The following is a 24329-nucleotide window of genomic DNA, read 5'->3' on the forward strand; positions in this document are numbered from 1 at the left end:
CGGCGGACGGGGACCGCCGGCCGGTCACCTCACTCCAGTCGTGGCGTAGCGCTCGGTGAGCACCGCGCCGTACAGGCTTTCGGTGACGGCCGCGACCCGGGCCCAGCCGTACCGGCCGAGGACCCGGCGCCGGCCCGCCTCCCCGCACGCGCGCCGCAGGTCGGGGTCCGCCAGCAGCTCGGCGACCGCCCCGGCGAGCGCCTCCGGATCCCGGGGCGGCACGAGCCTGCCCGTGGCCGGATCGGCGACGGTGTCCAGCTGCCCGCCCACGGCGGTGGCGACGACCGGTCTGCCGCAGGCCATCGCCTCCAGCGGCACGATCCCGAACGGCTCGTAGTCCGCCGGGCAGAGCACCACATCGGCGCTGCGCAGCAGCGGCGCGACCTGATCGCGGGGTATGCCACCGGTGAGGCGGACCCGGTCCGCGACGCCCGCGTCCTGGGCGAGGCCGCGCAGCCTGCGCACCTCCGGGTCGTCGTCGAGCCGCTCCGGGGCGGGCCCGCCGACCACCACGAGCTCGGCGTCGGGCAGCCGGGCGAGGGCCGCGATGGACACCTCCGCTCCCTTGCGCGGGACGAGACGCCCCAGTTGCAGCAGCCGGTACGGGTACGGCCCTCGGGCCGCGACGGGTCCCTCGGGGGTGAACTGCTGGGTGTCGACACCGCAGGGAACGATGCTGACCCGGTCGGCGGATATGCCCATTCCGGCCAGCTCGACGACCTCGTCCCGGCAGGTGGCGACGATCCGGTCGCAGCCGAGGCCCACCTTCGTCTCACAGCCGATGCGCACCGGCGGGCTCGTGTCGGCCGCCTTCTGATGACGCCTCTTGACCGTGCCCAGCGCGTGGTACGTGTGCAGCAGAGGCAGCCGCAGGGAGCCGGCCGCCTCCAGCGACGCCAGTCCGGACATCCAGAAATGTGAGTGCACCAGCTCGGGCTGCCGCACCCGCCACTCCTGCTCCAGGTAGCGGGCGAAGGCCGGCATATGGGGGAGCAGTTCGTCCTTCGGGAGCTGTTCGGGCGGCCCGGCCGGCACGTGATGCACCTCCACCCCGGCCTGAAGGGGCACGCGCCGCTCCAGGCCGGGCGAGTCCCGCCGGGTGTAGACGGTCACGTGATGGCCGCGGTCGGCGAGCGCGGCGGCGAGGCGGGCGACATGGACGTTCTGGCCTCCGGCGTCGACGCCGCCCAGGGCGGCGAGCGGACTCGCGTGCTCGGAGACGAGCGCGATCGACAGAGGGCCGGTGGGCGCCGGGTCGTGGGACGTCATGACCGCACCTCCGTGATCAGCTCTTCCCAGTCGTCCAGGAAGCGCTTGAGGCCGTAGCGTTCGACGGCCGCCTCGCGGCCGCGCGCCCCGTCCTCGGCCGCCGCTTCCGGCTCGTGCAGATAGCGCCGCATCGCCCGCGCCAGTACCTCGGGCCGGGTGGACAGGACGCCGGTGCCCGCCGGGACCGCCTCGACGGCCTCCGTCGTGGCGAGCGCCACGACCGGCATCCCCAGGTGCATGGCCTCCAGGAGGGACAGCCCGAGGGAGGTCCAGCGCACCGGATGCAGATAGAGCCGCCGGTGCGCCAGCGCGGCGTGCAGGTCCCGCTGAGGGAGGTCGGCGCTGCGGCACAGTTCCTCCGGTATGCCGAGCCGGCGCGCGAGCCCCTCCGTACGCATGCCGAAGACATCCAGCGGCGCCGTCTCGCAGAGCGCGGACAGCAGGTCCGTGCCGGTGTAACGGCCGCGGCGCACGGGCTCGTTGACGACGACGGCCGCACGCGGGAGATGCCCGGTGTAAAGATGCCCCGGGTCCACGATGCCGTGCTCGATCACGCGCGTACGCGTGGATCCGCAGTCCCAGAACAGGCGGTTGAAGTGTGTGACATGGACCAGGGTCAGGTCGTCGCGGTCCGCGAAGGGGTGACGGGTGTCCGGCACGTCGCCGTCCGGGGCGTTGTGCTCCAGGTACACGGCGGGAATGTCCCGGCCCGGGCGGCGCCCGCCGAGCCAGCGCTCGGCGAGCTCCAGTTCGTGCGGCCGCTGGAGGACGACGATGTCGATCTCGGCGTCGCGCAGTTGCTCCGGTGTCGCCTCCAGGACCGACTCGGGCCAGGAGAACGTCCGGGCGCGCCCGAGTCCGTCGGGATCGCGGCCGGGCGTCACCGGAACGAGGTAGGTGTGCCGTCCCTGGACGAACGCCGTCGTCCAGGATCCGTGCACGTGCCACAGCAGGATGTTCATACGGTCGCTCCTCGCTCTGTGCCGGAGGCGTCCCCGGGTCTGGACGGGCCGTGGAGGCCGCTCGTGCCGTGGCCGACGGCCGTGTCCGGGGCGACGGACGTGACCTCAGGGCCGGACGGGCCCGGGCTGACGCTCGTACCTCGTCCGTCGCACGCGGCCACCGCCCTGACCACCTTTTCGTCGGACACCCCGTCCAGGCAGGGGTGCCCAGGAACCGGACAGTCGCGGGCCCTGCTCCCCGCGCAGGGCGCGTTCTGATCCCCGAGAAGCACATGCGGGACCTGGTACGGCCGCCACCGCTCGGCCGGGACCACCGGCGCGAACGGGCACACCACCGGCGTGCCCACGGCGGCGGCCAGATGCGCCGGACCTGTGTTGCCCACCACCGCGACCCGGGCCCCGGCCAGGACGCCCGCGAGCTGTGCCAGATCCGTCGCACCACCGAGATCGAGGGCATGGTCCCCGGCGACCACGGCGGTCAGCTCCTTCTCCGCCGCGGCGCCGGTCACCACCACCCGGTGCCCTGCCGCGGACAGCGCGGCCGCCACGCGCGCAGCCCGGGCCGCGCTCCACGCACGCGCCGGTACGGCCGCGCCGGGGTGGAACACCACATACGGTCCGGGCCCGGTCAGCTGCCCGACGTCGGGCGGAGCGAGCACCCGCAGCGCGCCGTCGTCGCCGGGCGGCAGGCGGAAGCCGGCGTCCCGGGCCAGGTCCAGGGCGGCCCGCGCCTCGTGACCGTGCGGATCCCGGTGGTGGCGCAGGTCGAGCAGCGCGCCGGGATAGTCCTCGCTGTCGGCGGCGATCCAGCCGACGCCGGAGAGCTTCAGCAGCAGGGCGACGGGCAGCGGACTCTGGTGGTACGAGACCAGGATCAGGGCGCGGTCGAAACGCCTGTCGGCCACCGTCCGCAGCAGTGTGTCCGTCTCCTCCCGCGACACGGGTACCGGCCGCAGCCCCACCCAGGGCGCCTCAAAGACCAGCACCTCGTCCACGCCCGGCAGGAGCCGGGCCGCCGGGGCGCCCTGGGGCCCGCACAGCAGCGCGGTGTACGAGGAGCCCGCCGCCACCGCCCGAACCGCGGGCCCGGCGAGAAGGACGTCGCCGGCGCTGTCCAGGCGCACCACGAGGGTGCGGGGGCCGGTCATCGCGAATCCCCCGACCGCTGTTGTCGCGTCACAGCCCGGTCCTCGCTGCCCAGGAGCAGCCGGACGGCGTCGATGAGGGTGGGCGCCGTCTCACCGGCGGCCCCGATCTCCTGCGGCCGGGTGACCGGCGTCGGTACGAGTACCCCGCGCGCCCCCGCGGCGTGCGCGGCAGCGACGTCCGTGCCGATGTCCCCGATGACCACGGTCCGCGCGGCAGGCACCCCGAGCCGTTCGCAGGCGGCGAGCACAAGACCCGGCGCGGGCTTGCGGCAGCCGCAGCCGTCATCGGGCCCGTGCGGGCACACCGCCCACACCGCGAACGGCCCGAAGAGCTCGTCCACCCGCCGCCGTACCGCCTCCACCTGCCAGCGGGTCAGCAGCCCGCGGGCCACGCCCGACTGATTGCTCACCACGCCCGTCGGTATCCCGGCGGCGCGCACGGCGGCGACCGCGGCCCGCGCCGACGGCATCGGCACGACCCGTGACGGATCCCCGTTGTAGGGCACGTCGGCCACGAGTGTGCCGTCGCGGTCGAAGAGGACGGCGTCCGGGAGGAAGCGGTCGCGCAGTCGCGGAGGCCCCTGCGGCGTACGGCGGCCTCGCGGTGGCGGGCCGTCCAGCAGCCAGGGAGCGGGCGGCGCACCACGCCGGTCCGGGAGCGGCGGACTGTCCAGCGGCCACGGGGCCGGCGGCGCACCGGCGCGGGCCTCCGCCGCGCGGAGCGGGTCCGCGCCGTGGCCGTTCATGGCCCCACCCGGTCCCGGACCTGGGTCCGTGGAGCGCGCGGCGCCGTTCCCGGCGCGGCCCAGGGCGGCGTCCGCCGGTGCCGTACGTACCCGCGCAGCCAGTGCCAGGTCGCCGTCGGCGGGATGAGCACACTGGTGAGCAGCATCGTGACGATCTCGTCGCGGGTCCGCGGGCCCGGCCTGATCCGGGCGGCGGCGAACTCCGCCGTACCGGCGGCCCATCCGGCGGCGCACGCCGTCGCGGCGGTCCGCCGGCCGAGGACCGCGCAGGAGACCGACGCCAACGCCGCGCCGGTCACCGCCAGGTGCCCGGGCAGCCGCCCGCGGGGTGCGGCGGCCCGCCCCCACCAGTCTCGGCCGTGCAGCCGGTTCATCAGCACGTCGTCGGAGTTGCCCGCCTGGAGCCGCACGGAGATCCAGCGGTCCGCCGGACGGACCGGATGGGTGGTGCGGCGGGTCCCCGTGCTCAGCGACCAGCCCGCGGCCTGCACCCGCAGCGCGAGGTCCGCGTCCTCACGGAAGGCCCGCCGGAACCGCTCGTCGAAACCGCCCACGGCCAGCAGCGCGTCACGGCGGTAGGCCATGTCGGCGGTGATCCACCGGGCGGTGGCGAGCCCGGAGGTGTTGCGCTCCCAGTCGGTCGGCGCGCGGTCGGCGGGGAGCGGCACGGTGATCCGGGCGGTGACTCCCGCCGTCAGGTACGACGCGCGAGAGAGGTCACGCTCCAGGTCCTCGCCCCAGGAAGGGCCCGGGATCACGTCGTCGTCGAGGAAGACGATCCACGGCACCGGATCGGCGGCGCGCCAGCCGGTGTTGCGTGCCGCGGCGGGACCACGGGCGCCGCCCGCCACGACCGTGGTCACCTGCCGCAGCACCGGCGGGATCGAGTCGACGGACAGCGCCGGATTGCAGGTTTGGGGACGGTCGTCGACGAGCACCAGCTGCACCGGCTTCGGACCGCGGGCCGAAGCCAGCGCCCGGAGGCACACCTGAAGGCTGGGCCGCCCCAGCGTCGGAATCACGACGGCGTACGCGGGCGCCGTCTGCTGCGCGGCCTTGGTCATCGCCCCGCCCCTTTCCCCGCGGCCGAGCGGAAGAACGCGCCGCGCCGGATGGCGTACGGGCCGATCGCCAGGAGGTCGACGGGGGACGAGCCGAAGCACTCCAGAGCGTCGCGCGGATCGTCCACCATGGGCCGGCCGGCCGTGTTGAGACTGGTGTTGACCACGACGGGCAGGCCGGTCAGCTTCTCGAACTCCGTGAGCATCCGGGCCACCAGCGGTTCACGCTCCGGGTCGACCGTCTGGATCCGTGCCGTGCCGTCGACGTGCACCACGGCCGGGATCCGCTCGCGCCACTCGTCCACCACGTCGTGGACGAAGAGCATGTACGGGCTGGGCATCGGACCGTCGAAGATCGCGGGCGCGCGGTCGGCGAGCACCATGGGGGCGACAGGGCGGAACTGCTCGCGGCCCTTGACGTCGTTGAGCCGTTCCAGATTGCCCGCGTGGCCGGGATGGGCCAGCAGCGAGCGGTGCCCCAGCGCGCGCGGCCCGTACTCCGAACGCCCCTGGAACCAGGCCACGATGGCGTTGTCGGCCAGCGCCTGCGCCACGGTCGCCGAGATGTCCGCCGGCCGTTCGAACGGCACGGCCGCCGTCTTCAGCCAGGCCCCGAGCTCCGCGTCCGACCAGTCCCGGCCGAGATCCGCCCCCGCCATCGGCTCCGGCTCGTGACCGGCACCGACCGCGAGGAGCAGGGCGCCGCCCAGGGCCGTACCGGCGTCACCGGCCGCGGGCTGCACCCACACCCGGGAGAAGGGACCCTCGCGGGCGATACGGGAGTTGGCGACGCAGTTGAGCGCGACACCCCCGGCAAGGGTGAGCACGCTGTCATGGGTCTTCCCGTGCAACCAGCGCACCAGGTCCAGCAGCGTCTCCTCCAGGGCCGCCTGGGCGCTGGCCGCGGCGTCCGCGTGATCCTGCGTCCAGGGCTCGTCCGGGCCGCGCGGCGGACACAGCTCGTGCCAGGGCACGGCCGTGGCGTGGAATCCGCCGTCGCCCGTCGCATACACATGGCGCCGCAGCTCCGGCAGCATACGGGGACGGCCGTGCGAGGCCAGCGCCATCACCTTGAACTCGTCGGAGGAGCGCAGGAATCCGAGGTGCTCGGTGAGCTCCTCGTAGACCAGGCCGAGCGAGTGCGGCAGCTCCTGCGCGTGCAGCGCCTCCAGCCGGTCACCGGTGCGGTGCGCCGCCAGATGCGAGGCACGCTCCCCGCGGCCGTCGAGCACCAGCACCGACGAGTCCTCCGCGCCGGGCGCCGCGAACGCACTCGAAGCGGCGTGCGCCATGTGGTGCGGCACGAACCGTACGAGGCCCGGATCGAGCCCGGGCAGCGCGGTGCCCAGGAATCCGGGCGCCTCGCGGGCGTACGCGAGCCGCAGATGGTCCCAGGGGTCGTCGAGCCCCATGGAGTCGGCGGGCCGGGCGAGCGAGGGGTCGAAGGAGTACGCCACGGCGTCGAGGTCCTGCGGACGCAGCCCCGCCCGCTTCAGACACCAGGCGGCGGCCTGCTCGGGAAGCTCCCAGGCGGAGAAGGGCACCGGCCGTTTGCCGTGCTTGCGCCGCGAGAACCTCTCCTCCTCGGCGGCCGCGACGGTGCGGCCGTCGATCACGAGAGCCGCGGCGGGATCGTGGAACAGGGCGTTGATTCCGAGAATGCGCATGGGAGTCCAGGCCTTTCGGCGAAGCGGTCGAAGCCGGCTGCGGAGTCAGGACGGGGGCCGAACCGCTCAGCTGTCCCTGTGGGCGCGGAACCATTCGATGGTGCGCCGCAGGCCCTCTTCGGCGGGCACCACGGGATCCCACTGGAGCTTGTCCCGGGCCAGGGTGATGTCCGGGCAGCGCACCGCCGGGTCGTCCGTCGGCCGTTCGATGAAGCGGATCTCGGACCGGGAGCCGGTGAGGTCGATGACGAACTGCGCCAGCTCCAGCATCGTGATCTCGGTGGGGTTGCCGATGTTGACCGGGCCGCGCATCCCGTGCGCCGCCACGGCGAGGATCCCGCGCACGGTGTCGTCGACGTAGCACAGGGACCGGGTCTGCAGCCCGTCACCGGTGACGGTGAGCGGCTCGCCCGCGAGCGCCTGCCGTACGAAGGTCGGCACCGCGCGCCCGTCGTAGCCGCGCATACGCGGCCCGTACGTGTTGAACAGCCGCACGATGGCCGTGTCGACACCGTGGTGATCCGCCTCGGCGGTGGTGAACGCCTCACCGAAGCGCTTCGCCTCGTCGTAGACGCTGCGCGGACCGACCGGGTTCACATTGCCCCAGTACCGCTCGTTCTGCGGGTGCTGCTGCGGGTCGCCGTACACCTCGGAGGTCGAGGCGAGCACGAACCGGGCGCCGGCGCCGCGGGCGAGGGTGAGCGCGTTGCGGGTGCCGAGACTGCCGGCCTCCAGCGTGTGCAGCGGCAGGCGCAGGTAGTCCGCGGGGGAGGCGGGGGAGGCGAAGTGCAGGACGAGGTCCGGCTGCCGGTCGACGGGTATGGGCTCGGCGACGTTGGCACGTATGAAGGTGAAGCCGGGCCGGTCGCGGAACTCGGACATGTTCTCCGGGCGGCCGGTGCTGAGGTCGTCGACACAGGTGACGTCCGTACCCGCATCCAGGAGCGCCGAGCACAGGTGGGAACCGACGAAACCCGCACCACCCGTGACCACAGCGTGTTCCCAGACGCGCGAGAAAGTGTTGTTCATGTCCCTCTCCCTGAGATGGGCAGCCGGCCGGATGCCTGCCGGCATGCGTCCCGGCCGCGCGGTCCGCGCCCACGGCCCGCCGAGTGGCGCCATGCCGTCCGGCACTCCGCCCAGGCTCTCCCGGCAGGGCTCTCGGGGCGCGGTGGTGTGCGGCGATCGGGTGACAGACTCCGCGTGACCCTCGCCCTGCCGCCGGGCCACCGCCGGTGCCGCGAGGCCGGGTGTGAGCGGTGCGAGGCGGGGGAGACGCGAGGTGTGAGCGCCCGCCGTCGGCGGGCGCCCGGAGCGGAGGACGGAGCACGATGCGCCTGCGCACCAGCGATCCGACGAGGCCCGGTTTCGGACGCCGCAGACACGGACGCGGATTCCGGTACGTCGACCAGGCGGGACGCCCCCTTCAGGACGACGAGGCGCGTCGGCGGATCCGCGGCCTGGTCATCCCTCCCGCCTGGGAAGACGTCTGGATCTGCCCCTGGCCGAACGGCCACATCCAGGCCATCGGCACTGACGCCGCCGGTCGGCGCCAGTACCTGTACCACCCCCGCTTCCGTGAACAGCAGGAGGAGGCCAAGCACGAGCACGTCCTGCTGGTGGCCACCGCGCTCCCGCGGCTCAGGTCGCGGGTCGCCCACGACCTCGGCGCGCGCGGCCTGACCAGGGAGCGGGTCCTGTCGCTGGCCGTCCGCCTCCTCGACCTCGGCTTCTTCCGTATCGGCGACGAGCAGTACACGAAGGCCAACGAGTCGTACGGCCTGACCACGGTCCTGCGTGACCAAGTGACCTGCCGGGGCGGTGAGATCGGCTTCGACTACCCGGCCAAGAGCGGCCGGAAGTACTGCCGGGAACTGGTCGACGAACAGGCCTTCGCGGTGACCCGCGCGCTGCTGAGACGGCGGCAGGGCGGCGAGCGCCTCTTCGAGTACTGGGAGGGGCGCGCCTGGCACGAGGTGACCGGCGCGGACATCAACGCCCACCTGCGCCGGCTGTCGGGGCACGACATCACGAGCAAGGACTTCCGTACCTGGCATGCGACGGTGCTGGCGGCCGTCGCCCTGGCGGTGTCCGTACCGGTCGCCGACGCGTCGAACGCGGTACGCAAGCGCGCGGTCGTCCGGGCCGTGCGGGAGGTCGCCGACTATCTGGGCAATACGCCTTCGGTGTGCCGCTCCTCCTACATCAACCCGAGACTCTTCGAGCTCTACGAGGACGGCGTGACCATCGCCGGATCGCTGGGGGACCTCGGCGTCTCCCCGCGCCCCGGGGTGCTCGCCACTCAAGGGCCGGTGGAGAAGGCGGTCCTCGACCTGCTGCGCTGAGCCGGTCCCCAAGCCCTGTCGCAGACGTTTGCGGGGCCTTTTCGGAGGTACCCGCATGAAGTATGGGAAATCAACCGGGTCGAGGAGCTGATCCGCGTGGCTGAGGGCAAGAAGATTCGCGGCAAGGCCCAGGAAACGATGGGCAAGGCCAAGGAGAAGACCGGCCGTATGACGGGCAAGGACGATCTGCGCGTCAAAGGCGCCGGCGACCAGGCGGCCGGCAAGGCCAAGCAGGCTGCCGGAGAGGTCGAAGACGCCGTGAAGGGCGCGGCGGAGGAGACCAAGGGGAAGATCCGCCGGCACAAGTGACGGCTTGGCGCCGCACATACACACATGGACGGGCCTGGGCGGAAAGCCGCCCAGGCCCGTCCATGTGCCTGGTCGTCGGCCTCGTCGGCCTCGTCGGCCTCCGTCCGTCTGTACAGGGCTCGTCAGTCGAGGCCGGGCAGCGGGCGCCGGGCCACCTCGCGGGCGTCGTCCGGCGCGAGACCCAGCATGCGCAGCACCATCTCGGCCAGGTCGGCGGCAGCCTCGTCACCGTCGAGGTCTGGGCGCGTGAACCGCAGCTCCACCAGGGACAGCAGGGTGCCGCCCAGGGCGGACAGGGCGACGGTCGGATCGACGGGGGAGAAGCGGCCGGAGGATACGCACACCTCGGCCCCGGCACCGGCTACGTCCACTCCGCCTACCAGGTCACCGACCTTGACGCGCTCGCCGCCGGCGGCGAGTACCTGGCCGAGCGCGGATACCGGCGCAGCTGGGGCATCGGCCGGCACATCCAGGGCAGCCAGCTCTTCGACTACTGGCGCGACGCCGACCACTTCATGCTGGAGCACTTCGCCGACGGCGACCGGTTCTCCTGCGACATCGAGCCCGGCTGGGCCCCGATGTCGGCGAGCGGGCTCGCCCAGTGGGGCCCGCCGGTCACCCGCGACTTCCTCGGCGCCGCCCCTCGCCCGCCCGGCTCCGCGAGGTCCTGGCGGCGCTGCGCGGCGACAACGAACTCGACCCGGCCCGCCTCCTGGGCCTGATGAAAGCGATGACCCAATGAGCATCAACATCCTGCGCACCGAAGACGGCTGGTGGGCGGTGCGCGGCGAACGTGCCGTACATATCGGCAGCAAGGCACTCACCACCGCCGAGCTGATCGCCGACCGCGACGCGATCCAGGACGCCGTCACCTCCACCGAGGCGGGCACGCCCTCACCGGCCCCGCCCTTCGTCGGCCAGGGGCTGTGCGCCGGCCTGCGCGATGCCTTCGACCTCACCTGGAAACTCGCCCGAGTCCTGACCGAAGGGGCCGACGAACGGATCCTCGACACCTACCAGCGCGAACGCAAACCCCACGCCCGCCGGCTGATCCGTCTCGCGGTCGCCACCGGATGGGCCATGACCGGCGGCCAGGACCGCGCGGCCGCACTGCGCAGGACCCTGGTGGTGGCGGCGGCCTGCCGCATCCCCGGCGTGACCGCGGCGGCCGGGCAGGACCTCGGCCGGGCCCTGCCCCCAGGACCGCTCGTACGACGCCCCGCCTTCCCCCGCGGGGCCTGGCGGGCAGCCACTGCCCCCAACCCTGGGTGACCCTCGACGGCAGACGGGTCCGCCTCGACGACGTCCTCGGCGACTCGCTCGCCGTCCTCACCGCGGCGCCGCTCACGCCCGCGCTGCGCGCCCTCACCGAGGGACTCGGTGCCCGCACCCTCCAGGTGTCGGAGGCCGGCGACGACGGCACCCTCGCACACTGGCTGCGCACCGGCGGCGCGGACGCGGCTCTGCTGCGCCCGGACCGCGTCGTCCTGGACGTCGTCCCGGCGGGCGGCACCGACTTCACCGGATCCGCCGCCTGGGCGCCCCTGCTGTGCACGACCCGCCGGCCCGCACCTACTCTTCGGCCGGGGAGCCGGTGAGCACCGTACGGCAGTCGGACCAGGCGGGGGCGCTCAGCAGGCCGCGGAGACGGGTGAACAGGGCGAGCAGCTCCTCGCCCCACTTCGCCCGGAACGCGGGGTCGATACGGGCGAGGTCCAGCTCGTTGGCTGCGGACAACTCCGCGAAGTCGCGCCGCAGTTGTGGCTCAGGCGCGTAGCCGCGGCCGGTGAACCGGTCGTGGAAGGGGGCGCCGGCCCGGCCGAGAGCCGGATAGGTGGCCTTACGGTCGCACGCGGCGTACAGGTACACGATGCCCTCGGCCTCCTTGCCGATCACCCGCGCCAGGTCTGAACGGCGGTCCAGCGGCAGCAGGGCCGTGGGAAAACCGTCGGTGCCGTAGAACGCGTGGCACAGCCCGGCGAGTTGGAGGGCCGGGCGGGCCTTCCAGGTGGCGAGCTGGGCGTGCACCCGCTGGAGATGGGCAAGGAGCGAGCCGCCGGGATGGGCGACGCCGTCGGCGCCGCACTCGCGCAGGAGGGCCACGGCCCGGTCGGCCGCAGCCGGGGGAGTAGGCATTCAAGCTCCCTGGTCTGTCTTCTGACGGGTGGTCGGCACCCGTCCGGCGCCTTCGCGCGGTCCGGATCCGCGGGAAGGCGCCGGACGGGTTGCCGCCTGGGCCCAACAACAATTTTTCGCCCGGGCGACTCTCCAGTCAATCCTTGGGTTTACTCCCGTTCCCCAAGGTGTAGCTTGGGTTTCCATGACCTTGGACGACCTGCGTGTGTTCGTGGCTGTCTGCCGCGCCGGGAGCCTCAGCGCCGTGGCCCGGGACCTGTCGTGCACTCAGTCGGCGGTCAGCCAGCATGTGAAGCGGTTGGAACGCGAAACCGGCATGAGCCTGTTGGAGCGTCAGCCCCGGGGCGTCGTGCCCACGGACGCCGGGCGCATCCTGTGCGACGCCGCGGCCGACGGCATCGCCGGGCTCGACCTCGCACTGCGTCGCCTCGGCGACCTGGCGAACGGAGAGAGCGGCTCCGTACGGGTCAGGACGGGCGGCACGACCGTACGGCACTTCATGGCCGAAGCGATCGTCGACTTCCGCCGGCGTCACCCCAAGGTGAACCTGGAGTTCCAGACCGAGACCTCAAGCCGCCGCTGCTTCGACGTCCTCCTCGCCGGCAATCTTGACCTCGCCTGGATCACCATGGGCGGACCCGTCCGGGGCATCGAGCAGCGGCCTGTCCTCGACCTCCCCTGGGCGCTCGCCACCCGGGCCGACGACCCGCTCGCCACCCGACCGCACATCGACGCCTCCGACCTCGCCGGTCTCCGCCTCGTACGACTCCCGCCGAACTCGACATCCGGCGCCCATCTGGAGGCCTCCTTCGCGGAGTTGGGCATCCGGACCGGCTCCGACACAAGCGTCGCGGACTGGGACACGGCCCTGCTGCTCGCCGAACTCGGCCTCGGCCACGCCGTCGTGCCGGCCGTCCCTTCCGTCCCCGCCCAGCCGACAGCGTCAGCGTCCGGCGACGGCCCGCTGCGGCTGATCCCCATCCCCTCCCTCCCACCGGTCTCCGTCGGCTGGGCCGTACGCCGCTGGGACGCCCTGCCGCCCCTGGCCCGGGCCTTCGCCGACACGGTGGCCCGCAGCTGTGCGAAGAAACCGATCGCCACAAGCCCGTCGCCTCGTGCGTGATCCGCTCACTCCTCCACGGCCGGGCAGGTGCCGGCCGGGGGCACGTCCTGGCCGTACGGGGTGAGGGAGCACAGCGTGGCGAACGAGATCTTCCATGTGCCGTCCTGCAGTACCGCGATGCCGGGCTCGTCCGGGCCGACCCTCTGACCGTCGGAGTAGAGGGTGTAGTGGACCGTGGCCCGCAGGTCGGAGGAGAACGTCACGGCGTCGACGTGCGCCCGCAGAAGACTCGACTCCGGGTCCGTGGCGAGCGCCTCGATCATCAGGGCGTACTGGTTGCCGTCCTCGACGAAGCCCGCCCGCTCCTCTACAGAGGCGTCCGGGCTGAAGAAGCGCTCCCAGCCGGCGTTGATGTCCTTCTCCGCCGCGACCGGATCCTGTGGAGCGGTCGGGGTGGGCGGGGGAGGCGCGGGAATCGTGGGCGTGGCCGTCCGGTGCTCGGGTGGAGGGCTGGTCGAGGGGCTGCCGGCCGTCGGCCGCGGATGCGGCGCACCGGCTTCGTCGCTGCCGCAGGCCGCCGTGAGGAGCAGCCCGGCGACCGTCAGGGCCGCCCCCAGGAAGCGTCGTCCCGCTGAACTCATCGCCACCACCTCGTCGTCCCGGTTCCGTACACCGCGCGCTCGTCGCGCGCGTACAACACGCGTACAACTCGTCGAGGCCCGGCTTGGTGACGGCAAGGAGGCCGGGCCTCCCGCCCCTAGCGGTGGAGGCCGTCGAGGACCCGGGCATGGCTGTGCCTCCAGCCGCCCGCCACCGGTATGGCGTCGGCCAGGTGCGGATGTCCCGCCGCGAGGGACGTGTGCAGGTGGGGGACCGGGCGCGTACCAGCCCTCGGCCACAGGCGGGCGGCCGAACAGCCCGCCGCGCACGCCACCGCCCCCAGGGTGACGACGGCCGCCTGAAGGCCGGCGACCGATCCGAGCCAGCCCGCCAGCGGGTACGTCAGCAGCCAGCACCCGTGCGACAAGGAGAACCGCGCCGCGAACAGCTCGGTACGGTCCGCGGGCCCGGACGAGCGGCGGATCAGCCGGCCGGAGGGGGTGAGCACCATCGAGGACGCCGTGCCGAACGCGGCCCAGGCACCCAGCAGAGCCGGCCACCGCCACGCCCCGGCACCGGCCGCCGTGATCGCGGCGAGGCCGGCGAAGACCGCGACGATCAGCAGGGCGCCTCGCAGCATGACGGCACGGTCCGAGACCCGGTCGAGCAGTCGCGGCAGCACCAGCGCGACCGCCATCGAACCGGCGCCGTAAGCACCGAGCGCGAGGGCGACGTCCCCGGCGGGGCGGCCCAGGTGCTCGCGGACGTACACGACCGTGTTGACCAGCACGACGGCTCCGGCAGCGGCCACCGCCAGGTCCAGGGCGAGCAGAGCGCGCAGCCGTGGGATGGCGAGGAACAGCCGGCCCCCGGCGGTGGCCCGGGCGGAGAAGCCGCCGGTGCGCGGCGCTGCCCCGGACTTCGGCACGGTCACCGAGACGACCAGGGCCGCGGAGGCGAGGAAGCCGACGACGGTGCCGCTGAAGAGCCAGTTGTACGTCGTCATCGACAGCAGTACGGCGGCGAGAGCGGGACTGAGCAGGCTTTCGAGGTCGTAGGCGAGCCGGGACAGCGACAGGGCCCGGGTGTAGTCGCGCTCGTCGGGCAGCACCTCCGGTATCGCCGCCTGGAAGGCCGGCATGAAGGCGGCGGAGGCGGCCTGGAGCACGAAGATCAGGACGTAGACCTGCCAGACCTGGTCCACGAAGGGCAGAGCGAGCGCGGCCCCCGCCCGCACCAGGTCGGCCCCCACCAGCAGCGCCCGGCGCGGCAGCCGGCCGGCCATCGCGCCGACAGCGGGGGCGATCACGACGTACGCCACCATCTTGATCGCGAGCGCGGTCCCGAGGACCGACCCGGCGTCCGCGCCGGCGATGTCGTACGCGAGCAGCCCCAGAGCGACCGTGGCCAGACCGGTCCCGACGAGAGCGACGACCTGCGCCGCGAAGAGGTGTCGATAGGTGCGATCGCCCAGTATCGAAAGCATGGCGCGGCCCCTTGCCCCGAGGGTTGGGTCGGTACTCCCACTGTACTGTCATGTGCGCATCTGCGCATATGACAGTTTGGGTGCGCTGGGAGGACCGAAAGCGCGCGGAGGAGCTCTACGCTGTCTGCATGGCCGTTCGCGAAGCTCTGTCAGTTGCACCCGACGCGCATCTGCGCACACCGGACAGCGCGCGCCTCGCCGAGGCGACCGAAGTGTTCGCCATGCTGGCCGACCCGACCCGGCTCCATCTGCTGTGGCTCATCGCCCAGGAGGAGTCGGACGTCTCCTCCCTCGCCGAGCGCTGCGAGGCCTCCCGGACGGCGGTGAGCCAGCACCTGGCGAAGCTGCGACTGGCAGGGCTCGTGGAGACCCGCCGGGAGGGCCGCCACGTCTTCTACAGCCTGCGCGACGGCCACCTGCGCCGCCTCGTCCTGGAGGCCCTCAGCCACGCCGACCACCGCGTCAGCGGCACGGCACCACACGACTGAGTTCTACGGACCCGGCCCGGGGCGGCTCACCCGGACGCATGCGACATTCATCGGATGACTTCGCCAACGATCGTTCTCGACCAACTGGCCTCGTCCGCCGACGTCACACCGTCCCGCCTTCAGCGCCTTGCCGAGTGCTGGGCCGAGGTCACCAACGCCGGCGGCGCGGCGGGATTCCCTTTCCCGCCCGTCGAACTCGCGCGCGTACGACCCGTCCTGGACGCCCTCGTCGACTCCCTCGCTCCCGCCACCAGCCGCCTGCTCACCGCGAGCGTCAAAGGGGAATTGGCCGGCTGGCTGAACGTCCGGCGCGACCCGTTCGCGCTCATCGCCCACTGGGGCACCGTCCACCACGTCCAGACCCGTACCGCCCTGCGGGGTCAGGGCGTTGGAGCGGCCCTGATGCACGAGGTGCGCCGTATCGCCCGGGACGAGATGGGCCTGGAGCAGTTGCATCTGGCCGCACGCGGCGGGGAGGGCCTGGAGGACTTCTACGGAAGGCTGGGGTGGAAGGAAGCCGGCCGATGGCCGGGCGCTCTCCGGCTATCCGCGGGCGACGGCCGCGACGAGATATTGATGCTGCTCGCGCCGCTCTGACACGCGGCGCACCAATGTCATATGACCATCTGAATTCCGCGCGGGGGCTACCTGAATTCCGCCGAGTTGACATCGTCTCATTCCTCCGAGTGATCGATTCCTTGTCGCCGGCTCCGAGGCGTGTACGCATTCGCCGAATGCTTCACGCTCCGAGATGGTGAAGCCGTCAGGACAACTCGATGACCCGAATGCCGACATGGCGCAGAGGTAATGACGAAAACCCCCCAGAACCAGACGGCGTCCTATGTCGGCGAAATCCTCACGGCCCTGGGCAGGCAGCCTGATCGGGTAGCTCTGATCTCCGGTGGCCGCCGGATGACCGCGCGTGAGGTCCGCGATCTCACGTATCGACTGGCCCGGGCCCTGAATGCCCGTGGGCTCGGCCCGGGCACGACGGTCGCCCTGCTGACCGGAAACTCCCCGGAGGCCTTCGTCCTTCGCCACGCCGTCCAACTGGCCGGTTGTCAGATCACCTACCTGCGCCACGACCTCTCCACCGACCTGCACAGCCTGCTGCTCGGCGGTCTGGGTGACCACGCCCTCGTCGTCGACCCGGGCCACATCGGCCGGGGCGCCGACATCGCCGCCCGAGCGGGAACGAAGGACTTCCTCGTCCTGGGCACCCCGCACGCCCCCGACGAGCGATGGTCAGAAACAAGTGAGGATCTGCTCGCGGCAGCCGCCAGGGTTTCCGCCGAGCCGTTCGCCTGTCCGGCCCGACCGGACGCCGTGCACACCCTCCTGCACACCGGCGGTTCCACGGGCCACCCCAAGGGCGTATGCCACACAGCCGCGCAGCAAGTCGGCTTCCGGCTTCAGCTGCTCGACCTGAGGCCGCCCGGAGGGCGGGAGCTGCTGTGCACCCCGCCTGCCGCGATCGGCGGCTACCTCGCGGATCTGGCGCTCTACGGCGGCGGAACAGTCGTACTGACGGAGGGCTTCGACGCGGCCGGCGTGCTCGAGGTGATCGAGCGGGAACGCATCAGCGGCGTCTACCTGCCACCCCCCATGCTCTTCGAGCTCCTGGACCACCCGGACCTCGCCAGGCGGGACACCTCCAGCTTGACGCACATCGTCTACGGCGGCTGCGCCGCCTCCCCCCGACGCGTGGCCGACGCGCTGAGCCACTTCGGACCCGTGCTCATCCAGGTGTACGGGCAGACCGAGACCGGCATCATCACCGCCCTGCGGGCCGAGGACCACGATCCGGACCGGCCCGAACGACTGCGCTCGGTCGGAAAGGCCCTGCCCGGCGTCCAGGTGGCCGTCCGCGACGAATCCGGCCTCGACCTGCCGACGGGCGCCGTCGGCGAAATCTGCGTGAAGTCCCCCATGGTCATGCGCGGCTACTGGAAGCAGCCCGAACTCACCCGTGAATCCCTGTCCGGAGGCTGGCTGCGCACCGGAGACCTCGGCTGCCTCGACGAGCACGGCTACCTCACCGTGGCCGGGCGCGCCAACGAAGTGATCAACAAATCCGTGGGGCGAATCCACCCCGCCGAAATCGAAGACGTTCTCAACTCCCGGCCCGACATCGCGGACTGCGCCGTCTTCGGGGTGCGCCGATCCGACTGGACGGAGGATGTGCACGCGGTCGTCGTACCGGTACAGGGCACCGCGCTCGACCACCAGCACATCCGGGAGTTCGTCCGGACCACGCTGGGCGCGCGGTACGAACCGTCCGCTGTCACGGTCGCCGCGGAAATCCCCTTGACTGAGTCCGGAAAGCCGGACAAGAAACTCCTCAGGCAACGTGCACAGACGACGGTTACGGTCGGACATGACGACGCAATTGAAAGTGGCCTCGAAAGTGGCCTCGACGGTCAGCGAGCTTGACCAGGTCTTCCACCTGCGACGACGGGTGTTCGTGGAAGAGGTCGGCTACATCGAATCAGGCGATGCCGAACCGATCCAGCTGGCCGACGAATTCGACAGCCTTTCCACCGCCCGGCTCATCGTCGCCTACGACGAGACAGAGCCTGTCGCCACCCTCCGCCTGATGCTCCCGGAGCAAGGACCTGCCGCGCGCCGGCACGACCACGCGATGGAGGTCCACGACGCGTGGCGGTTCGAGGGATTCGACCCCGGCGACCGGTACGCCGAGCTCGCGCGCATGTGCGTGCTGCGATCCCACCGTCGGCAGGGCGCCTCCCTCGCCATTCTGGCGCTCGCCCGGCGTGAATCTCTCGCCGCAGGCGTGACGCACTGGGTGGCGCGGGCCACGATGGAAACCGATCACCCCGAAGACGCACGGCTCATCCATGCCATCGCCCAGGCACGCGGACACTGCGATGTGCCACAGCGGGCCATCGCCCTCGACCCCTCGCCCGAGACCGGCGTCGGCCTCAGGCCCTTCTACAGCGAGGCGGAGCGTAAGGCGGGGGCCGATTCGATCGACGGGCTGCCCTATCCGAGGGCGCTCAACCTGTTCGCCGGCCTCGGCGCACGCTATGCCGGCCCGCCCTGCTTCCTGCCGAGCTGGGGCACCTACGTCCTGCCCCTCGTACTGGACATGTGCGACCTGTCGTCCGCAGTGACCGAACTCCCCGTCTGAAGAAGCACTCGAGAACACTCCGGAGACCGCCATGCCCACGTTCGCGATCCGATGCTTCGAGCGCATCGTTCATCACCGTTCGTCGATCGGGAACTCCGCCTTCTTCCCCGCCGATGTGTTCCCCTGGGCCGCGACGCTGGAGCGGAACTGGCAGAGCATCCGCGGCGAACTGGATCAACTCCTCGCCCACCGCGACGATCTGCCCAACTTCCAGGACATCTCGGAGGAGCAGCGCGCCCTGACCGCCGACGCCAACTGGAAGACGTACTTCTTCACCGCCTACGGTGTCCCCTTCGCCCAGAACGCCGACAGGTGCCCGCGTACGACGGAACTCCTGGCGGGCGTCGACGGCCTCGAGACGGCCTTCTTCTCCATCCTCGGGCCAGGAAAACACCTACCGGAGCACCGAGGCCCGTACAACGGAGTCATCCGCTACCACCTGGCCCTGAAGGTCCCCTCTCCCGCCACCGATTGCGGCATCACCGTCAACGGCGAAACCGCCCACTGGGAAGAGGGCAAGAGCATGGTCTTCGACGACAGCTACCCGCACGAAGCCTGGAACCGGACGAGTGAGGACCGAGTCGTGCTCTTCATGGACGTCCAGCGGCCCTTGCCCTTCCCGTACGCGGCGCTCAACCGTCGCATCATCCGGCGCATCGGCAAGAGCCCGTACATCCAGCAGGCAAAGGCCAAGCACGCCGCCTGGGAGAAGAACTTCGAAGAGGCCCGCAAGGGCTGAGGTCCGGAGAGTCCGTGTCCGCCGACGACACTCTGACCAGCACACCACCCAGCCCGACCCGCCAGGGCACCACGGTGCTGATGATCCCGCTGATGCTGGTGCTCTTCGTCACCAATCTCGACCAGACCAGCGTGGCGGTCGCACTGCCCAGCATCGGCGCCGACCTCCGGGCGACCGCCGGTGTCTCCTGGGTCGTCACCGCCTATCTGCTCACCAGCGCGGTCACCACACTGATCTTCGGCAAGCTCGGCGACATGTACGGCCGCAAGAGGATGCTCCAGATCGGCATCGCGGCCTTCCTGCTGGGGTCACTGCTCTGCAGTGTCGCCAACAGCCTCACCATGCTCGTCCTGTCCCGTGCGTTGCAGGGGGTGGGCGGGCTGACCTCCCTCGTCATGGCCATCACCGGCGATCTCGTCCCGGCCCGGCGTCGCGCCACCTACCAGGCCGCGACCGTGGCGGTCTCCCTGCTCGCCCTGATCGCGGGCCCCCTGCTGGGCGGTGTCTTCGCCCAAGGGCTGTCGTGGCGGTGGATCTTCTACATCAACCTGCCCATCGGCGTCGTCGCTCTCCTCGCCATCGGGGCCCTGCTCCACCTGCCCGACCGCAGCACCGAAGAGCGAGTCGACCTCCCCGGTGCCCTGGCCGTCACCGTCTTCACCACTGCCGTCCTGCTCGTCACCACCTGGGGAGGCCACGCCCACCCCTGGTCCTCGCCGCTCATTCTCGGGCTGACCACCCTGAGCGTGATCGCCCTGGCGGGCTATCTCCGTATCGAAAGCCGTGCCACGGCCCCCATCACACCCCTGCACCTGTTCCGCTCCGGAGCCTTCACCTCCGCCTCGGTCCAGTACCTGATCGCCACGCTGGTCCTCTTCGTGGCCATGCTGTACGTACCCATGTTCCTGCAGAGCGCACAGCACAAGTCCGCTGTCACGGCAGGGCTGTTCATCATCCCCCTGCTCGCCGGCCTGGTCGTCGCCACGATGATCTCCGGCCCGCTGATCACCAAGACCGGCCGCTACAAGCCCTACCCCGTCATCGGCGCCACCCTGGCCGGCGCCGCGATGTTCTGCGTCAGCCGTGCCGACCAGCACACCAGCCCGCTCGCCCTGATCGTCCCGCTGGCGCTCGCCGGCGCCGGCCTGGGACTGGTGATCCAGGTCTGCCTCCTCGCCGGCCAGAACGCCGTCGACAGCCGGCACCTGGGCGCCGCGACCAGCACACTCATCTTCTTCAGAAGCATGGGCGGCGCATTCGGCTCCGCCCTTTTCGGCGCCCTCCTCACCGCTCGACTCCCGCACGGCAGCCCCACCCCGGACGACTCCAGCCACGCCTTCCAACAGGTGTTCCTCTGGACAGTTCCCTGCATGGCCGTCGCCCTGGCCCTGGCTCTGCTGGCGCGGGAGAAGCCGCTCGCCGAGCGATAGCGGTGCCTAAGCCCCCGCCGCGCGGCAGGTCGTATCGCCGGCGGGGAGTCGCCCGTGAGCCACGTACGTACGGATGACCTCGATGACGCAGGCGTTGTCCTGGCCGACCCATGGTGGTGGCCCCCCTCCAGGGTGAGGAGTCGAGAGCTCGGGAGCAGGCGGCGCAGGACCCGTGCCCCTTGGTAGGGGGTGCGAGGGTCGCCCGTGGCGGCGGTGAGGAGGACGGCCGCGTCCTTCCGGATGGCGGTGGGCTGTTCGCGAGGTGGCGTGGGCCAGAAGGCGCACGGCGTGATGTTGTGCACCGCGGGGCCGAAGACGGGGTGGGCCTGGCGGCTGCGTCGGATGTCCTGCCAGTACGTCTCCGGGTCGTGCGGGGCGGCGACGTCGCCGCACAGGATGGCGGCCGCGGCACTGCCGTACGCGGAAGCCGTCCCGGCGAACAACCACTCCAGCGACGCCCCAAGAACCGCATCCGGAACGGCCGGCTTGCCGTCGGCGGCCTGAGCCAGCACCACCAGCGCGCCGGCGAGCGCCTTCCGCTCGCTCTCCGCGTCACTGATCAGGTGGTGCAGCAGCAGTGCCGGCACCACAGTGTCGTCCACGTGGAACACCCGCGGGGCCGCCCCGACGACCAGCGGCCGCTCCGCCGCGGCCCGCACGATGCCGTGGACCCGGGCGAGCACCTGAGCGCGGGTGCGACCGAGCCCGTACCGCGCATGGCGGTGCGCCGCCCACGTCGCCCAGGCGGAGAGCGCCGCCTCGTTGGCCGGTGCCGCGTCCCTCAGGAGCCGTGTGTCGTAGCGCAACGGGTCCATGGGCCCGTCGAAGACGGCACGGTCGAGGCGGCCGGGGAACATCTGGGCGTAGACGGCGCCCAGATAGGTCGCGTAGGAGAAGCCGTAGTACGAGATCCGGCGTTCCCCAGGACACCACGCACGATGTCGAGGTCGCGAGCGGTGTTACGGGTCGTCGCGTACGGCAGCAGATCGGACCGCGTACGCAGGCAGCGATCGGCGAGGTCCCTCTGGAAGGCGACCTGGCGTTCGAAGCTGCGACGGGTGAGACCGGCGGAACGCAGCGCGTGACCGGTGGGCCACCGGCAGTCGAGGGGGGCGCTGCGCCCCACGAACCGCGGGTCGTAGCCGACGACGTCGAAGCGAGAGGCGATGCCCGCCATGGCGGCAGGGGGCTCGGAGCCGTTCTGGAGCGCCGAATCACCCGGACCGCCGGCCACCAGCACCATCGTGCCGATCCGGTGCGCGGTGTCGGTCGCCGCGACCCGGGACACGGCCACCACGGTCGTACGGCCGTCGGGATCGCCGTAATCCAGCGGAACGGTGATCCCGGCACACCGCGCACCCACCTGTTCGCGCGCGATCCGGTCTTCGACGCCAAGGTGATGGCGATCCAGCGGTGGCGCGACCGTCTCTCGCCCATGCCACGCACGGCACCGATGCCTCTCACGGGCCGCCTCTGGCACCTCGGTGCCAACCTGGCCGCGCCCGCCATGATGCTCACCCTGGCGCTGTCCTTCGACGGCGGCTACGGGAGCCAGACCTGGTGGCCATGGCGCCACGAGGCGACCTCGATCCCGGCCGCCTGCAAGGCCCTCGACCGGCTACCGGAACCCGATCCCGTCACCGCGCTCGTCGGCCAGGGCGAGGGCAACCCCAACGAGGACGAGGAGGTGGGAAAGCAGACGAGCGAGTGCCAGTGGGGGAGCGGGCCCGACCCACGGCTCACGGTGACCTTCCACCGCTACGACCACTTCGTAGGCAAGACCGGCACCGACAGAGCCCGCGACACCTTCGACGAAACCCTGGGAACCGACTTCCGCGGCAGCTGGCGACAGCCCCTGACCTCTCTCGGTGACCGGGCGGTCATCCACGACCCGGCCAAGCTGCCGCCGAACCCCGTCAACCGCATCGGAGCGTTGATCCTTCAGGCCAACGTGGTCGTTCACATCACGTACGAGGGCGCACTGCCACCCGGTCCCGCGGCCCACGAGGTCGAACGGCTCGCCCGCCAGGCGATGTCCGAGATCGGACCGTCCTTTCACCACCGCATGGTCGGGCTGGTCCAGGTCTGAGGCGGGGAGCCGGGGCCAGGCACGCGGGCACCGGCGCTCAGACGGGCTGGATCCGGGCGTGCAGGAGGCAGAACTCGTTGCCTTCCGGGTCGGCCAGCACGTGCCAGTTCTCGGTGCCGGTCTGGCCGACGTCGACCGGCTTGGCGCCGAGGGCGAGCAGACGCTCCAGCTCGGCGCCCTGGTCGCGGTCGGTGGCGTTGACGTCGATGTGGAGCCGGAGTTTCCCGGTCCGCGGGGCGTCGCTGGGACTGAGGACGAGGGTGGGCAACGGGCCGCCGAAGCCAACGCCGGGCGGCCCGATCTCGATGCTTCCGTCGTCGTCCCGGAGGAGCTCGACGTAGCCGAGGACCTCGCTCCAGAATGCGGCGAGCCGGCCGGGGTCGGTGCAGTCGATCACTAACTCACTGATACGGCATGCCATGCCGGCCAGTGTACGTAGGTGATGCTCCGTGCTCGCTCAGCCGGCGTGAAGGACGCGGAAGCGATCGGGTTCCCCCGGATCTCGGTCAACGACGTGGACGGGCGCCCACCTCCACTGCCACACGCTGATGCCCGGTGTGCGGGAGAACCGGATCTGCCCGCGGGTGCCTTCGACCGCGACGCGCGGCCAGGATTCGGCGATGCGCGCGCGGTCCGTGCCATGTGAACGCAGCACATCGGCGAGGACGGTGACCGTGTCGTAGCCCTCGAAGGCGACGAAGGAGGGCGCTTGGGCCAGCTGCTCGCGAAGGGTCGTCTCGACCCGGGCACCGAGTGGGCTGAGGCGCTCGGGCCGGTAGCGCAGGAACGGGATCGCGGCGCTGTCCTCGCCCAGCGACGCCGCCCACTCGGCGAACTCCGGCTGCCCGGCCGGAGCACCGATGAGGAGCCCGGCGACGCGCTGGTCGCCACGGACGGCCTTGACGATCGGCACCGCCGGGTCCGGGTGGCCGACCAGGAGCAGGAGGGCGGTCGCGCCAGTGTTGACGAGTTCGTCGCACAACGCCGAGGGGGTCAGCGCGTTCATGTCGAATTCGACGACGGTGCCGCCGCGTGCGGCGAAGTGGTCCCGCAGAATGCGGGTCCCGGTCGCCCAGTAGACACTCGCCTGGGTTGCCACGGCGATACGGCTGTGTCCCGCGCCCAGAAGAAAGTCCGCGTAGACCCGCCAGCCCCGGGACTGCGGCGGCGAAAGCCGCGCGACCCACTCCGTCGGCTGCTCGGTGAGCGCGTCGAGAACCGCCGACGAGCAGAGGAACGGCAGGCCGAGGGCGTCGGCCCTGGCGGCAGCGGAGCGAGCGACGACGCTGTGATACTCCCCTGCCACGGCCGACACGCCCAGGCCGGCCAGTTCCTCCACGGCCGCCGCGGCCTTCCGCGGATCGGCCGCGGTGTCCCGGACCACCAGCTCGAGCGGCCTTCCGCCGATCCCACCGGCGTCATTCACGTCGCGAACGGCCAGCTCGAGTCCGGCGAGCAAGTGCCGGCCCGCCCCCACCCAGCCAGGCCGCGTCAGCGGAACAAGAGCGCCGATCTGGACGGAAGATCCGTCTGATATGGGGGACAAAGACATTCACCTCGGCCAAGTCAAGATCATCCGTACGGGCAGCCTACCCACGCCCGAGCCGCCGCGTCCCACGAATGAGTGGCACACCTGTGAT

22 protein-coding genes and 4 pseudogenes are annotated in these 24329 nt (G+C 71.9%); 12 read left to right on the top strand and 14 right to left on the bottom strand.

Features of this window, described 5'->3' with window-relative positions; genetic code table 11:
• Window positions 1–24: 24 nt before the first annotated feature.
• The 7 genes from IEZ01_RS22205 to IEZ01_RS22235 all read right to left on the bottom strand — a co-directional run bounded on the left by IEZ01_RS22205 (window position 25) and on the right by IEZ01_RS22235 (window position 7882).
• Complete coding sequence (locus IEZ01_RS22205) at window positions 25–1269, bottom strand: glycosyltransferase (RefSeq protein WP_189203351.1); 1245 nt, start codon at window positions 1267–1269, stop codon at window positions 25–27.
• Window positions 1266–2231, bottom strand: coding sequence for a glycosyltransferase (locus IEZ01_RS22210; RefSeq protein WP_019891570.1), 966 nt, complete (start codon window positions 2229–2231; stop codon window positions 1266–1268). Before IEZ01_RS22210 ends, IEZ01_RS22205 begins: the two co-directional genes overlap by 4 nt.
• Entirely contained in the window at window positions 2228–3379 is a 1152-nt protein-coding gene (locus IEZ01_RS22215; RefSeq protein ID WP_189203353.1) for a glycosyltransferase family 9 protein, read from the bottom strand. Before IEZ01_RS22215 ends, IEZ01_RS22210 begins: the two co-directional genes overlap by 4 nt.
• Entirely contained in the window at window positions 3376–4125 is a 750-nt protein-coding gene (locus tag IEZ01_RS22220; protein WP_189203355.1) for a D-glycero-alpha-D-manno-heptose-1,7-bisphosphate 7-phosphatase, read from the bottom strand. The genes IEZ01_RS22215 and IEZ01_RS22220 overlap by 4 nt, the downstream gene beginning before the upstream one ends.
• Window positions 4122–5189 carry a glycosyltransferase family 2 protein gene (locus IEZ01_RS22225; protein WP_019891574.1) on the bottom strand — a complete coding sequence of 356 codons (1068 nt, stop codon included), beginning with the start codon at window positions 5187–5189 and terminating at the stop codon, window positions 4122–4124. Before IEZ01_RS22225 ends, IEZ01_RS22220 begins: the two co-directional genes overlap by 4 nt.
• Window positions 5186–6853 carry a carbamoyltransferase family protein gene (locus IEZ01_RS22230; RefSeq protein ID WP_189203357.1) on the bottom strand — a complete coding sequence of 556 codons (1668 nt, stop codon included), beginning with the start codon at window positions 6851–6853 and terminating at the stop codon, window positions 5186–5188. The genes IEZ01_RS22225 and IEZ01_RS22230 overlap by 4 nt, the downstream gene beginning before the upstream one ends.
• 66 nt (window positions 6854–6919) lie before the next feature.
• Entirely contained in the window at window positions 6920–7882 is a 963-nt protein-coding gene (locus tag IEZ01_RS22235) for a UDP-glucuronic acid decarboxylase family protein (protein ID WP_189203359.1), read from the bottom strand.
• A 302-nt stretch (window positions 7883–8184) separates the two neighbouring features.
• Between IEZ01_RS22235 and IEZ01_RS22240 the strand changes: the two genes are divergently transcribed.
• Both IEZ01_RS22240 and IEZ01_RS22245 read left to right on the top strand, forming a co-directional pair.
• Window positions 8185–9198, top strand: a complete 1014-nt coding sequence (locus tag IEZ01_RS22240) for a DNA topoisomerase IB (RefSeq protein WP_019891577.1) — start codon at window positions 8185–8187, stop codon at window positions 9196–9198.
• Window positions 9199–9294: 96 nt separating this feature from the next.
• Complete coding sequence (locus tag IEZ01_RS22245) at window positions 9295–9507, top strand: CsbD family protein (protein WP_019891578.1); 213 nt, start codon at window positions 9295–9297, stop codon at window positions 9505–9507.
• 122 nt (window positions 9508–9629) lie between these two features.
• On the opposite strand, the pseudogene IEZ01_RS35115 reads toward IEZ01_RS22245, so the two are convergent.
• Window positions 9630–9854 (bottom strand): annotated as a pseudogene (locus IEZ01_RS35115) (TetR/AcrR family transcriptional regulator); the annotation flags it as partial.
• On the opposite strand from IEZ01_RS35115, the pseudogene IEZ01_RS35710 reads away from it, so the two are divergent.
• Together IEZ01_RS35710 and IEZ01_RS22255 are read left to right on the top strand one after the other, a co-directional pair.
• Window positions 9849–10249, top strand: a pseudogene (locus IEZ01_RS35710) (VOC family protein); the annotation flags it as partial. The pseudogenes IEZ01_RS35115 and IEZ01_RS35710 sit on opposite strands and share 6 nt — an antisense overlap.
• Window positions 10250–10410: 161 nt before the next feature.
• Window positions 10411–11105 (top strand): annotated as a pseudogene (locus IEZ01_RS22255) (FAD-dependent monooxygenase); the annotation flags it as partial.
• Here IEZ01_RS22255 and IEZ01_RS22260 read toward each other — a convergent pair.
• On the bottom strand, window positions 11080–11643 hold the full coding sequence (locus IEZ01_RS22260) for a DUF6817 domain-containing protein (RefSeq protein ID WP_028798293.1): 564 nt from the start codon (window positions 11641–11643) through the stop codon (window positions 11080–11082). The pseudogene IEZ01_RS22255 and the gene IEZ01_RS22260 sit on opposite strands and share 26 nt — an antisense overlap.
• A gap of 184 nt (window positions 11644–11827) precedes the next feature.
• Between IEZ01_RS22260 and IEZ01_RS22265 the strand changes: the two genes are divergently transcribed.
• Window positions 11828–12766: a LysR family transcriptional regulator gene (locus IEZ01_RS22265; RefSeq protein WP_019891581.1), complete on the top strand. Its 939-nt coding sequence runs from the start codon at window positions 11828–11830 to the stop codon at window positions 12764–12766.
• A gap of 5 nt (window positions 12767–12771) precedes the next feature.
• Here IEZ01_RS22265 and IEZ01_RS22270 read toward each other — a convergent pair whose 3' ends face one another.
• Both IEZ01_RS22270 and IEZ01_RS22275 read right to left on the bottom strand, forming a co-directional pair.
• Window positions 12772–13347 carry an MTB12 C-terminal domain-containing protein gene (locus IEZ01_RS22270; RefSeq protein WP_189203361.1) on the bottom strand — a complete coding sequence of 192 codons (576 nt, stop codon included), beginning with the start codon at window positions 13345–13347 and terminating at the stop codon, window positions 12772–12774.
• Between the two features lie 116 nt (window positions 13348–13463).
• Complete coding sequence (locus tag IEZ01_RS22275; RefSeq protein WP_019891583.1) at window positions 13464–14792, bottom strand: MFS transporter; 1329 nt, start codon at window positions 14790–14792, stop codon at window positions 13464–13466.
• 128 nt (window positions 14793–14920) lie between these two features.
• Here IEZ01_RS22275 and IEZ01_RS22280 point away from each other — a divergent pair, with 128 nt between their 5' ends.
• From IEZ01_RS22280 to IEZ01_RS22305, 6 genes are all read left to right on the top strand, one after another.
• Window positions 14921–15280 (top strand): ArsR/SmtB family transcription factor, encoded by a 360-nt coding sequence (locus IEZ01_RS22280; RefSeq protein ID WP_028798294.1) that lies wholly within the window; start codon window positions 14921–14923, stop codon window positions 15278–15280.
• A 54-nt stretch (window positions 15281–15334) separates the two neighbouring features.
• Window positions 15335–15877: a GNAT family N-acetyltransferase gene (locus tag IEZ01_RS22285; RefSeq protein ID WP_189203363.1), complete on the top strand. Its 543-nt coding sequence runs from the start codon at window positions 15335–15337 to the stop codon at window positions 15875–15877.
• A gap of 210 nt (window positions 15878–16087) precedes the next feature.
• Entirely contained in the window at window positions 16088–17713 is a 1626-nt protein-coding gene (locus IEZ01_RS22290; protein ID WP_189203365.1) for an AMP-binding protein, read from the top strand.
• Window positions 17658–18431: a GNAT family N-acyltransferase gene (locus IEZ01_RS22295; protein WP_189203367.1), complete on the top strand. Its 774-nt coding sequence runs from the start codon at window positions 17658–17660 to the stop codon at window positions 18429–18431. Before IEZ01_RS22290 ends, IEZ01_RS22295 begins: the two co-directional genes overlap by 56 nt.
• Before the next feature lie 31 nt (window positions 18432–18462).
• Window positions 18463–19170 carry an aspartyl/asparaginyl beta-hydroxylase domain-containing protein gene (locus IEZ01_RS22300; protein ID WP_189203369.1) on the top strand — a complete coding sequence of 236 codons (708 nt, stop codon included), beginning with the start codon at window positions 18463–18465 and terminating at the stop codon, window positions 19168–19170.
• Between the two features lie 14 nt (window positions 19171–19184).
• Window positions 19185–20600, top strand: a complete 1416-nt coding sequence (locus IEZ01_RS22305; RefSeq protein WP_229833142.1) for an MDR family MFS transporter — start codon at window positions 19185–19187, stop codon at window positions 20598–20600.
• Between the two features lie 98 nt (window positions 20601–20698).
• On the opposite strand, the pseudogene IEZ01_RS36080 reads toward IEZ01_RS22305, so the two are convergent.
• A pseudogene (locus IEZ01_RS36080) lies at window positions 20699–21457 on the bottom strand (alpha/beta hydrolase); the annotation flags it as partial.
• A gap of 398 nt (window positions 21458–21855) precedes the next feature.
• Between IEZ01_RS36080 and IEZ01_RS22315 the strand changes: the two are divergent.
• The gene (locus tag IEZ01_RS22315; protein WP_189203371.1) at window positions 21856–22689 is read left to right on the top strand and encodes a hypothetical protein; all 834 of its coding nucleotides are present in this window, start codon (window positions 21856–21858) and stop codon (window positions 22687–22689) included.
• 37 nt (window positions 22690–22726) lie between these two features.
• Here IEZ01_RS22315 and IEZ01_RS22320 read toward each other — a convergent pair whose 3' ends face one another.
• Both IEZ01_RS22320 and IEZ01_RS22325 read right to left on the bottom strand, forming a co-directional pair.
• Complete coding sequence (locus IEZ01_RS22320; RefSeq protein ID WP_028798295.1) at window positions 22727–23110, bottom strand: VOC family protein; 384 nt, start codon at window positions 23108–23110, stop codon at window positions 22727–22729.
• Between the two features lie 36 nt (window positions 23111–23146).
• On the bottom strand, window positions 23147–24241 hold the full coding sequence (locus IEZ01_RS22325; protein WP_189203373.1) for an ABC transporter substrate-binding protein: 1095 nt from the start codon (window positions 24239–24241) through the stop codon (window positions 23147–23149).
• Window positions 24242–24329: the final 88 nt, after the last annotated feature.

The sequence above is a fragment of the Streptomyces purpureus genome, from assembly GCF_014648195.1.
Lineage (GTDB): Bacteria > Actinomycetota > Actinomycetes > Streptomycetales > Streptomycetaceae > Streptomyces > Streptomyces purpureus.

Coding starts and splice junctions, on each gene's coding strand:
- IEZ01_RS22205 (WP_189203351.1), bottom strand. CDS start 1,269: ATGACGTCCCACGACCCGGCGCCCACCGGCCCTCTGTCGATCGCGCTC.
- IEZ01_RS22210 (WP_019891570.1), bottom strand. CDS start 2,231: ATGAACATCCTGCTGTGGCACGTGCACGGATCCTGGACGACGGCGTTC.
- IEZ01_RS22215 (WP_189203353.1), bottom strand. CDS start 3,379: ATGACCGGCCCCCGCACCCTCGTGGTGCGCCTGGACAGCGCCGGCGAC.
- IEZ01_RS22220 (WP_189203355.1), bottom strand. CDS start 4,125: ATGAACGGCCACGGCGCGGACCCGCTCCGCGCGGCGGAGGCCCGCGCC.
- IEZ01_RS22225 (WP_019891574.1), bottom strand. CDS start 5,189: ATGACCAAGGCCGCGCAGCAGACGGCGCCCGCGTACGCCGTCGTGATT.
- IEZ01_RS22230 (WP_189203357.1), bottom strand. CDS start 6,853: ATGCGCATTCTCGGAATCAACGCCCTGTTCCACGATCCCGCCGCGGCT.
- IEZ01_RS22235 (WP_189203359.1), bottom strand. CDS start 7,882: ATGAACAACACTTTCTCGCGCGTCTGGGAACACGCTGTGGTCACGGGT.
- IEZ01_RS22240 (WP_019891577.1), top strand. CDS start 8,185: ATGCGCCTGCGCACCAGCGATCCGACGAGGCCCGGTTTCGGACGCCGC.
- IEZ01_RS22260 (WP_028798293.1), bottom strand. CDS start 11,643: ATGCCTACTCCCCCGGCTGCGGCCGACCGGGCCGTGGCCCTCCTGCGC.
- IEZ01_RS22265 (WP_019891581.1), top strand. CDS start 11,828: ATGACCTTGGACGACCTGCGTGTGTTCGTGGCTGTCTGCCGCGCCGGG.
- IEZ01_RS22270 (WP_189203361.1), bottom strand. CDS start 13,347: ATGAGTTCAGCGGGACGACGCTTCCTGGGGGCGGCCCTGACGGTCGCC.
- IEZ01_RS22275 (WP_019891583.1), bottom strand. CDS start 14,792: ATGCTTTCGATACTGGGCGATCGCACCTATCGACACCTCTTCGCGGCG.
- IEZ01_RS22280 (WP_028798294.1), top strand. CDS start 14,921: ATGGCCGTTCGCGAAGCTCTGTCAGTTGCACCCGACGCGCATCTGCGC.
- IEZ01_RS22285 (WP_189203363.1), top strand. CDS start 15,335: ATGACTTCGCCAACGATCGTTCTCGACCAACTGGCCTCGTCCGCCGAC.
- IEZ01_RS22290 (WP_189203365.1), top strand. CDS start 16,088: ATGACGAAAACCCCCCAGAACCAGACGGCGTCCTATGTCGGCGAAATC.
- IEZ01_RS22295 (WP_189203367.1), top strand. CDS start 17,658: ATGACGACGCAATTGAAAGTGGCCTCGAAAGTGGCCTCGACGGTCAGC.
- IEZ01_RS22300 (WP_189203369.1), top strand. CDS start 18,463: ATGCCCACGTTCGCGATCCGATGCTTCGAGCGCATCGTTCATCACCGT.
- IEZ01_RS22320 (WP_028798295.1), bottom strand. CDS start 23,110: ATGGCATGCCGTATCAGTGAGTTAGTGATCGACTGCACCGACCCCGGC.
- IEZ01_RS22325 (WP_189203373.1), bottom strand. CDS start 24,241: ATGTCTTTGTCCCCCATATCAGACGGATCTTCCGTCCAGATCGGCGCT.